The organism is Mesorhizobium sp. M7A.F.Ca.US.006.04.2.1 (assembly GCF_004022915.1).
Taxonomy (GTDB): Bacteria; Pseudomonadota; Alphaproteobacteria; order Rhizobiales; family Rhizobiaceae; genus Mesorhizobium; species Mesorhizobium ciceri.
This window is the reverse complement of sequence record NZ_RZQA01000226.1, coordinates 1-7,819: the sequence shown is the minus strand read 5'-3', so window position 1 is coordinate 7,819 and position 7,819 is coordinate 1. Positions and strand designations below refer to the sequence as shown.

Genomic DNA, 7,819 nt, shown 5'->3' with positions numbered 1-7,819 from the left:
AGCCACGACCGCGCCTTCCTCGACGCCACCACCAACCGGACCCTATTCCTGCGCCCGGAACAGTCGCCGGTGTTTGCCCTGCCCTACTCCCGCGCCAGGCAGGCGCTCGACGAGGTCGATGCTTCGACCGAGCGCAAGTTCCAGCGCGACATGAAGGTGGCGCAGCAATTGCGCCGGCAGGCGGCCAAGCTCAACAACATCGGCATCAATTCGGGCAGCGACCTTTTGACGGTGAAGACCAAGCAGCTCAACCTGCGGGCCGAAAAACTGGAAGAAGCGGCCGTACCGGCGCACCGCGAAAAGTCGGCGGGTGCCATAAAACTGGCCAATCGCGGCACCCACGCCAAGGTGCTGATCACGCTCGACGACGCGGCTGTGGAAACACCCGACGGCACCCCGCTGTTTCGAACCGGCAAGCGCCATATCTGCCAGGGCGACCGCATCGTGCTGCTCGGCCGCAACGGCGTCGGCAAGTCGCGCTTCGTCACCCTGATCCGCAATGCCATTGTCGAACCGGACACGGTGCCGAATGTGAAGGTGACGCCGTCGACGGTGCTAGGCTACAGCGACCAGGCGCTGTCGGGCATCAGCGGCGACGACACGCCGCTGATGCTGGTCTCGCGCCGCTACGATGTCGGCGAGCAGCGTGCCCGCTCGCTGCTGGCAGGCGCCGGCGTGGTCATCGAGATGCAGGAGAAAAAGATCGGTGCGCTGTCCGGCGGCCAGAAGGCGCGGCTGATGATGCTGGCGCTGAGGCTCGCCAATCCCAACTTCTATCTGCTGGACGAGCCGACCAACCATCTCGACATCGACGGCCAGGAAGCCCTGGAAGCGGAACTGCTGGCACATCAGGCAAGCTGTGTGCTCGCCTCGCACGACCGCTCCTTCATCCGCGCCATCGGCAACCGCTTCTGGCTGATCGAGAAACGGCGGCTGACCGAAGTCGAAGACCCAGAGGATTTCTTCCGCTCGGTGGCGGAGGGCGCTGGCTAATCGGTGAACAAAACTGCCGATGAAGTTCCGGCCTGTCGAGCGCAGGCCGGAGTTTCGTATCATGTTACGAGACGTCTTCTTGACTTCCGAAGCGTATCATGCCATGGTACGCCACTCGGGTCGGCAAGATGATACGCTCCTTCAAAGACAAGACCAGCGAAGCCGTTTCGAACGGCAAGGCTCCGAAGGGCTTCCCATCGGACCTTGTCCGCTCAGCCCAGCGGAAGCTGTTCATGATCGACAACGCCGCCGAACTGTCGGATCTGAAGACCTCCCGGCAACAGGCTTGAGCCGCTGAAAGGTAACCGTGCGGGCCAGCATTCGATCCGCATCAACGATCAATTCCGCGTCTGCTTTCGGTGGGTGGAAGGGCAAGCGGAGGATGTTGAAATCACCGACTATCATTGAAGAGGGTTCAAAATGCTGAACATCAACCCACCTATCCATCCCGGAGAAATTCTCCGTGAGGAATATCTCGTGCCGCTCAATCTGAAGCCTTACACGCTGGCCAAAAAGCTGCATGTGCCCCGCACACGCATCGAGCGCCTGGCCAGCGAGACGACACCGGTAACGCCCGACACCGCTTTGCGCCTTGCGAAGTTCTTCGGAACCACGCCGCAGTTCTGGATGAATATGCAGGCGAGCTACGACCTCGCCGTAGAGGGAGAGGCGAAGAAGGCCGATCTTGAAACAATCGAACGTCTACAACCGCGGCCTGAAGTAATCGCGTTAGCAACAACCCGCTTCAAGCAGGCTGCGGAGCTAGCGATAAAAAAATCTCGGCGGTCTGTCGGATAGCCTCAGCCCGTCGCGTCCTTGGGATGCCGACACGATGATGCCGGCCCAACCCAGGGAGAATTATCATGTCGGTTCTTTCGTCCATCGGTCGCATCGCAACCCGGTATGCTGCAGCGCGCGCTCGTCACCGCAGCGAACGCGTCCTGCGTTCACTGCCTGCCTCGCTGCGCAAGGATATCGGGTTTCCGGACGTCTTCGATGCGCAAAACGGCCGCCGCCCCTGACCTCGCGGGGCGCCAGTCAGTCATGCGTATCGCCCGAAAGCGGCGTCGCCTGCATCGATACGCGTTTTTCGAAAGCCTCGAACCAGCGCGTCAGCAGTGCCCGTGAGCGAAAAGGCGGAAGGTGACGGAACGCCATCCAGGACAGCGTGGTGGCCAAGGCAATGTGGCCGATATGGAGCGGCGCCTCGTCGTCCAGCGTGCTCTCGATCCAGTCGTAGCTCGCCTCGATCTTTTCCCGGTATCCGTCGGCGAGAGCACCATAGCGCAACTTTTCGGGTCTCCTTTCCGTCTCCCAGCGCAAGGCTATACCCGTCTGCGCCAGGCCCTGGGCGACCGCCTGCAACCGCAATGCCTGCCAGCGCGCCTCGCCGTCGTGCGGCACCAGCTTGCGACCGTCATGCAGCGTGTCGAGATAGGCGCAGATGACATCGGAATCGAAGATCGGCGACGCGTCGGGCCGCAACAGCACCGGCACTTTGCCGAGCGGGTTTTCGGCGTAGACGTGGGCATTGCGCAAAGTCGGACTGGTCTCGTGATGAATGACCTCCAGCCGATCGGCAATGCCAACCTCGTGGGCGAAGACGAGCGCCTTGCGCGCGAAGGGTGAGTGGGTCTGATAGTAGAGGATCATTGTCGTCCCAGGATTTGAAGAGGCGTTCGCCTGATCCATCTGTTCTAGCCTGCGAGCCGAGAGAATTGCGCTCTGATTGGGCGCGGTCGACGCAAGTTCGTTTCACGCCTCTCGTCCAACTGCGGCTGCGTGGCCTGTCCAGGGCCGGTCGGCCAAAAAAATCTGCCGGCCATGTAGGAACGCCGGCACCTCATCCGTCCTTTGGCTCGCAAGGCCAAACGCAAAGAGGAACAACAGATGACCGATCAGACCCCCGTTCAGCCCGCGGCCAAAGTGCTCGGCGGATTGACCCCCTATCTGCAGCTGGATGGCGCCTTCAAGGCTGCCGAATTCTACAAGAAGGCCTTTGGTGCCGAGCAGGTCTTTGCCTATCCGGCGGACGAAAAAGGCCGCACCATGCACATCCACCTCCACATCAACGGCTCGACGCTGATGCTCTCCGACTTCTATCCCGAAAACGGCATGCCTGCCGTCAAGCCGCAGGGTTACACCATGCAGCTTCACCTCGGCAGCGACGACATCGAAGCCTGGTGGAAGCGCGCCGTCGATGCCGGCTGCGAAGTCGCCGTGCCGCTCCAGATCATGTTCTGGGGTGACCAGTGGGGCAATATGCGCGACCCGTTCGGCGTCGAATGGGCGATGAATGCGCCGGTCAAGAAAGCCTGATCTATCGCCAATGGCGAAGTCCCTCACCGGCTGGCGTCGGTGAGGGATTGTGAACTTCCAGGAGGAGACCCACAATGTCCTATGTCGATGGCTTCGTGCTTGCCGTGCCCAAGGCAAATCTCGATGACTACAAGAGGCTGGCCAATCTCGCAGGCCCTATATGGAAGGAACACGGCGCGCTCGCCTATGTCGAATGCATCGGCGACGACGTGCCCTATGGCGAGGTCACTTCGTTCCCGCGCGCCGTGCAGGCCAAGGACGACGAGATCGTCGTCTTCGCCTGGGCCGTCTATGAGTCGCGGGAGAGCCGCGATGCCGTCATGGCCAAAGTGATGGCAGATCCGCGCCTGAAGGCCGATTGGGCGGACATGCCGTTCGACGGGAAGCGCATGATCTTCGGTGGCTTCAAGCCATTCATAGAGCTTTGAGCAGCCGGTAGCAGATTGGCAGAAGCCCCTCAGCTTCGTCATCCTAGGACGAAGCAGGAGCAAAGCTCCGTCGCGAAGGCCTTAGGATGACGACGCGGGTGCTTAGGCCAATCTCTAAGGCCACGATCAGCTAGAGAGCGTTGCGCTAATCCAGCCTGTCCAGAAGCGGCTTCAGCCGGTCACCATAGCGCTTCCATAGATCGACCGACCCCTGATACATCGGCTGGCGCACCTGTGCGGCTGAAGCCGTGCGCACCGGTCGGTCGGTCTCGTGGAACGATAGTGCCGCGTCGTCCCAGGGCAGGCCGAGATGGGCGATCAATGCCCGCGTCTGGCCTTCCTGGTCGGCGACAAAATCCTCGTAGCGTACATCGTGCACGACGCCTGGCAGCACCGTGTGCCAATGCTTCATGATGTCGGTGTAGAGATTGTGGAAGTCGGCGAGCTCGCCGAGATCGTAGCCATAGCGATGGCTGTCACCGCGGAAATGCACCTTGTAGATCGACAGGCAGGTGGCCGCCGCATCGCGCGCGCAGTGGATGATCCTGGCCTTGGGCATCATCATGTGGATGAAGCCGACAAGCAGGAAGTTGCCCGGCATTTTGTCGGTGACGTGGCGCATGTTCGGATAGCGGGCATGGAGCATGTCGAGATAGGCTTGGCCTGCCTCGGCAAAATCCGAATCGCCCGTATCCGATACGCCCCATGGGAAGCCACCCGGCATAGTCGCCGGGAACTGCCTGCCGACCGCCTTCTTCAATATGCTGAGCTCGCCTGCGCCATAGACCTGCGGATGGCTGGCAATGATCTGCTCGACCAGCGTCGTGCCCGAACGCGGCATGCCGACAATGAAGATCGGCGTGTCGTCGCTGATTGAGCTGGGACTGTGCTTCTCGAAGAAGCCGGCATCGAAGGTGGCCTTCATCGCCTCGAACTCGGCCCGCGTCCTGGCCTGGTCGTAGTCGATGCCTTTGCGGCGGATCGCATTGCCCTCGGCGAAATAGTCGAAGGCCCGGCCATAATCCTTGAGATCGTCATTCGCCTTGCCGAGTCCGAAGGACAGCTGCATGCGCGCCAGGCTGTCCTGCGGCGCCTTGGTATGCTGGGCTTCCATGCCCCCAAGCTCGCTGTCGCGCTCCTTCTGGCGCTTGACCTGCGTCAGCATCAGCCAGGCTGTGGCCATGGCGGGGTTGATCGCCAACGCCTGCCGGAACAGGTCGGCCGCCTCGTCGAGCTTGCCCTTTTCCATCAACCCGACGCCGAGCCCGTGCAGCAGGTCGGCATCCTTGGGTCGGATCGCCAGCGCTTCGCGGAAGGCAGCCAGCGCCTCATCCAGCCGCCCGGCTTCCTGCAGGGTTTCGGCAAGCCCGATGCGGGCGCGCACATGAAATGGGTTGCGTGCAACCGTGCCGCGATAAATCTCTTCGGCCTCTTCGAACTGGCCGACCTGTTTCAGCGATGAGCCGAGATTGTCGCGCGCCGCGAGTTGGTCCGGCCGCAGATCTACTGCGCCGCGAAAGAAATCGATGGCCGCAGCAGGGCGGCCGAGGTCGCGCATCACCGTACCGAAATTGTTGAGGAAATCGGGATTCGTCGGCTGCAGGCTCACCGACCGTTCGATGAGATCCAGCCCTTCTTCGCTGCGCCCGGTCTGGTGGAGCAGCAGTCCCAGGAAATGCGCCGCGGCCGCGTGCTTGGGCTGACGCGCCAGCACCTGCCGGTAGATCGTCTCAGCCTCTTGCCGGCGCCCGGCCTGATGCAGTTGCAACGCCTGCTGCACATACTGGTCGAGGCCCAGCGGCGGCTGTCCGCCTGCGCCAGACCTGGCTCCCGCACCCGCCGCTCGTCTTTGATCTCTGTTGATGGGAAACCTACCGTGTTTTATCCGCCTGTGGCGATCTAGGCCATCGGCGCCGCAGGTTCAAGGCTTCGCTTGCTGTCTCATCCTTTCGTCGGTGCGGAAAGATCAAATCAGCACACCGCGATCCGGCCCCAGCAAATCTGGCTCGAGGCCACGGAGCGCGCGTTCATCGATATCAACTCGGCCCGCTCAACGCTCGTTCGTGCCCGCGAACTTGGCCACGCAGTGGCAATCGACGACTTCGGCACCGGCTACTCCAGCCTGTCCTATCTCGAGGGGCTGCCGCTCGATGCGCTCATAATCGACAAATCGTTCATCGATACGATCAGCACGAATTCCGCCACCAATTCCGTCACCGCGCATATCATCGACATGGCCAAGACACTAAAGCTGAAGATCATTGCCCGAAGACGGGGAAACGCAGGCGCAGGCCGACTACCTCGCGGCGCGCGACGTCGACTACGGCCAGGGCCGGCTGTTTGCCAGACCCATGCCCGCGTCCGAGTTCGTCGCCGACTGTCGCCGGTGAAACCGACGGCTTGATGATTGTCGTCCTCAACGAGGCGCAGCGTTCTCAGCACGGCCCGTCGCCAACGACGCGATAGTCCGCGGCACGGGCTTCGCAGGAATTGGGGAAGGTGCGCATTTCGCCATGCCGGCGCGCGCACACCGGCGCATATTCGCGGGTGCAGAACGTCTGCTCTTCACCACCGCCGCCGCCGCCACCGCCGCCACCGTCGCGGCACGGACCGTCGCGCACGATGCGGTAGCCGGCCCGGTCGGCAAGACAGGCATTGGCGAAGGTCTGGCGATCGCCGCCGCGCCGGGCACAGACCGGCTCGTACTGCTTGCTGCAATATTGCGGTTCCGGCCGGGGCGGACGCGGACGCGGCCCTGGTCCGTCATCGACGACGACGGTGCAGGCGGCAAGAAGTGCCGACAGCAACAGGATGACAAAACCCTGCCGCGAAAAGATTGCCGCCAGATATTTCATGATGATCTCCCACGATCGCGTCCCCGGTTGCCGATCCTCGCCATTCCCTTGCCAAATGCAACCCCCGTTTGCAGCCCTTTCAGTCGGAAACGCGCTGGGGCTGTAGGCGGCGTCGACTTCCTCGGCCACCTCGTCATCTGGCCCATTCGTGGCCCGGTTCTGGCCGATGACCCGGCCGGCAAGCAAGCCTATGCCGAGCCCATCGATGCTCAGGTCAGTCGATTGATGCGTCGGGACGCGCCAGTACGGCGGCCCGCGGCGGTATCTTGCAACCATCACGTTTCCGTGCGATAAATTCCGTGTTCGGGCATTTGCGACCCGGAGAGCGGAACGTTTTGGACGACCTTTCCCCGATACTGTGAATCTCTGACGGCCCCGTTTTCGGCGGGGGGTTTGACCATGCGCCAATGCATGACTGCCGAAGCAACCACCGGGAACTGCCCTTTGCGCCAGGCGGCGGGCGGGACCACCAAAGACTGAACGGGTGAAGGAGTTTCCCCAATGGCCCAGACCGGCACCGTTAAATTCTTCAACGCGACCAAAGGCTTCGGTTTCATCACGCCCGATGGTGGCGCCAAGGATGTGTTCGTCCATATCTCCGCGATCGAAGCTTCCGGCTTGCGCACGCTCGTTGACGGCCAGAAGGTCACCTTCGACGTCGAGCCGGACCGCATGGGCAAGGGCCCCAAGGCCGTCAACCTCCGCGCAGCCTGAGCCATCGGCGCGCCGCATGTCACTCAGACGTGCGACGGAGGCTCCATGCCTGCACCTGGCCTGGAGAGGGATCTGAATTTTGAAAGGCGCGGCGATCTTCGTCGCGCCTTTTCCTTATCGAAGGCGCGGGCCAGTGATGTCGCCCAAGCGGCCGGGTTCTGGGCAACGACTTGCATAAAAACAAAGACCCGAAGCATGCCGCAACGTGCTTTAGACGCCCGCAAAACTTTCTCTTGCCGATGACGCTAAAATAAAGGACAAATTTCCACTCGGGCATTTGCCGGCCCGAGACTGGAGTTTATGGGACAAAGGAGCTTCCCATGCCGCAGACCGGCACCGTCAAATTCTTCAATCATGCCAAGGGCTTCGGCTTCATCACGCCCGATGATGGCGCGAAGGATGTTTTCGTCCATATTTCAGCTGTGCAGGCGTCCGGTCTTCCCGGCCTCGAGGATGGGCAGAAAGTGTCGTTCGATACCGAGCCGGATAAGCGCGGCAAGGGTCCCAAGG

9 protein-coding genes and 3 pseudogenes are annotated in these 7,819 nt (G+C 62.0%); 9 read left to right on the top strand and 3 right to left on the bottom strand.

Features of this window, described 5'->3' with window-relative positions:
* The 4 genes and pseudogenes from EN925_RS14360 to EN925_RS14345 form a co-directional block, all read left to right on the top strand.
* Window positions 1-993, top strand: a 993-nt coding sequence (locus tag EN925_RS14360) for an ATP-binding cassette domain-containing protein (RefSeq protein WP_164894212.1), incomplete at its 5' end; no start/stop codon positions are given.
* 128 nt (window positions 994-1,121) lie between these two features.
* Window positions 1,122-1,401: pseudogene (locus EN925_RS14355) on the top strand (type II toxin-antitoxin system RelE/ParE family toxin).
* A gap of 12 nt (window positions 1,402-1,413) precedes the next feature.
* Window positions 1,414-1,647 (top strand): annotated as a pseudogene (locus EN925_RS40700) (HigA family addiction module antitoxin); the annotation flags it as partial.
* 209 nt (window positions 1,648-1,856) lie between these two features.
* Window positions 1,857-2,015, top strand: a complete 159-nt coding sequence (locus tag EN925_RS14345; RefSeq protein ID WP_013530026.1) for a hypothetical protein — start codon at window positions 1,857-1,859, stop codon at window positions 2,013-2,015.
* Between the two features lie 16 nt (window positions 2,016-2,031).
* Here the strand turns inward: EN925_RS14345 and EN925_RS14340 are convergent, their stop codons facing one another.
* Entirely contained in the window at window positions 2,032-2,646 is a 615-nt protein-coding gene (locus tag EN925_RS14340; RefSeq protein WP_127368779.1) for a glutathione S-transferase, read from the bottom strand.
* 237 nt (window positions 2,647-2,883) lie between these two features.
* Between EN925_RS14340 and EN925_RS14335 the strand changes: the two genes are divergently transcribed.
* Window positions 2,884-3,312 carry a glyoxalase/bleomycin resistance/extradiol dioxygenase family protein gene (locus tag EN925_RS14335; RefSeq protein ID WP_013530024.1) on the top strand — a complete coding sequence of 143 codons (429 nt, stop codon included), beginning with the start codon at window positions 2,884-2,886 and terminating at the stop codon, window positions 3,310-3,312.
* 74 nt (window positions 3,313-3,386) lie between these two features.
* Window positions 3,387-3,740 carry a DUF1428 domain-containing protein gene (locus tag EN925_RS14330; RefSeq protein WP_127384780.1) on the top strand — a complete coding sequence of 118 codons (354 nt, stop codon included), beginning with the start codon at window positions 3,387-3,389 and terminating at the stop codon, window positions 3,738-3,740.
* A gap of 145 nt (window positions 3,741-3,885) precedes the next feature.
* Here the strand turns inward: EN925_RS14330 and EN925_RS14325 are convergent, their stop codons facing one another.
* Window positions 3,886-5,508, bottom strand: a complete 1,623-nt coding sequence (locus EN925_RS14325) for a sulfotransferase (protein ID WP_245460944.1) — start codon at window positions 5,506-5,508, stop codon at window positions 3,886-3,888.
* A gap of 195 nt (window positions 5,509-5,703) precedes the next feature.
* Here EN925_RS14325 and EN925_RS14320 point away from each other — a divergent pair.
* Window positions 5,704-6,130 (top strand): annotated as a pseudogene (locus EN925_RS14320) (EAL domain-containing protein); the annotation flags it as partial.
* A gap of 45 nt (window positions 6,131-6,175) precedes the next feature.
* On the opposite strand, the gene EN925_RS14315 reads toward EN925_RS14320, so the two are convergent.
* The gene (locus EN925_RS14315) at window positions 6,176-6,595 is read right to left on the bottom strand and encodes a Kazal-type serine protease inhibitor domain-containing protein (protein WP_013530021.1); all 420 of its coding nucleotides are present in this window, start codon (window positions 6,593-6,595) and stop codon (window positions 6,176-6,178) included.
* A 501-nt stretch (window positions 6,596-7,096) separates the two neighbouring features.
* On the opposite strand from EN925_RS14315, the gene EN925_RS14310 reads away from it, so the two are divergent.
* Both EN925_RS14310 and EN925_RS14305 read left to right on the top strand, forming a co-directional pair.
* Entirely contained in the window at window positions 7,097-7,309 is a 213-nt protein-coding gene (locus tag EN925_RS14310) for a cold-shock protein (protein ID WP_006202520.1), read from the top strand.
* Between the two features lie 320 nt (window positions 7,310-7,629).
* Window positions 7,630-7,819 (top strand): cold-shock protein (locus EN925_RS14305; RefSeq protein ID WP_164894211.1); only part of this gene is annotated, 190 nt, incomplete at its 3' end.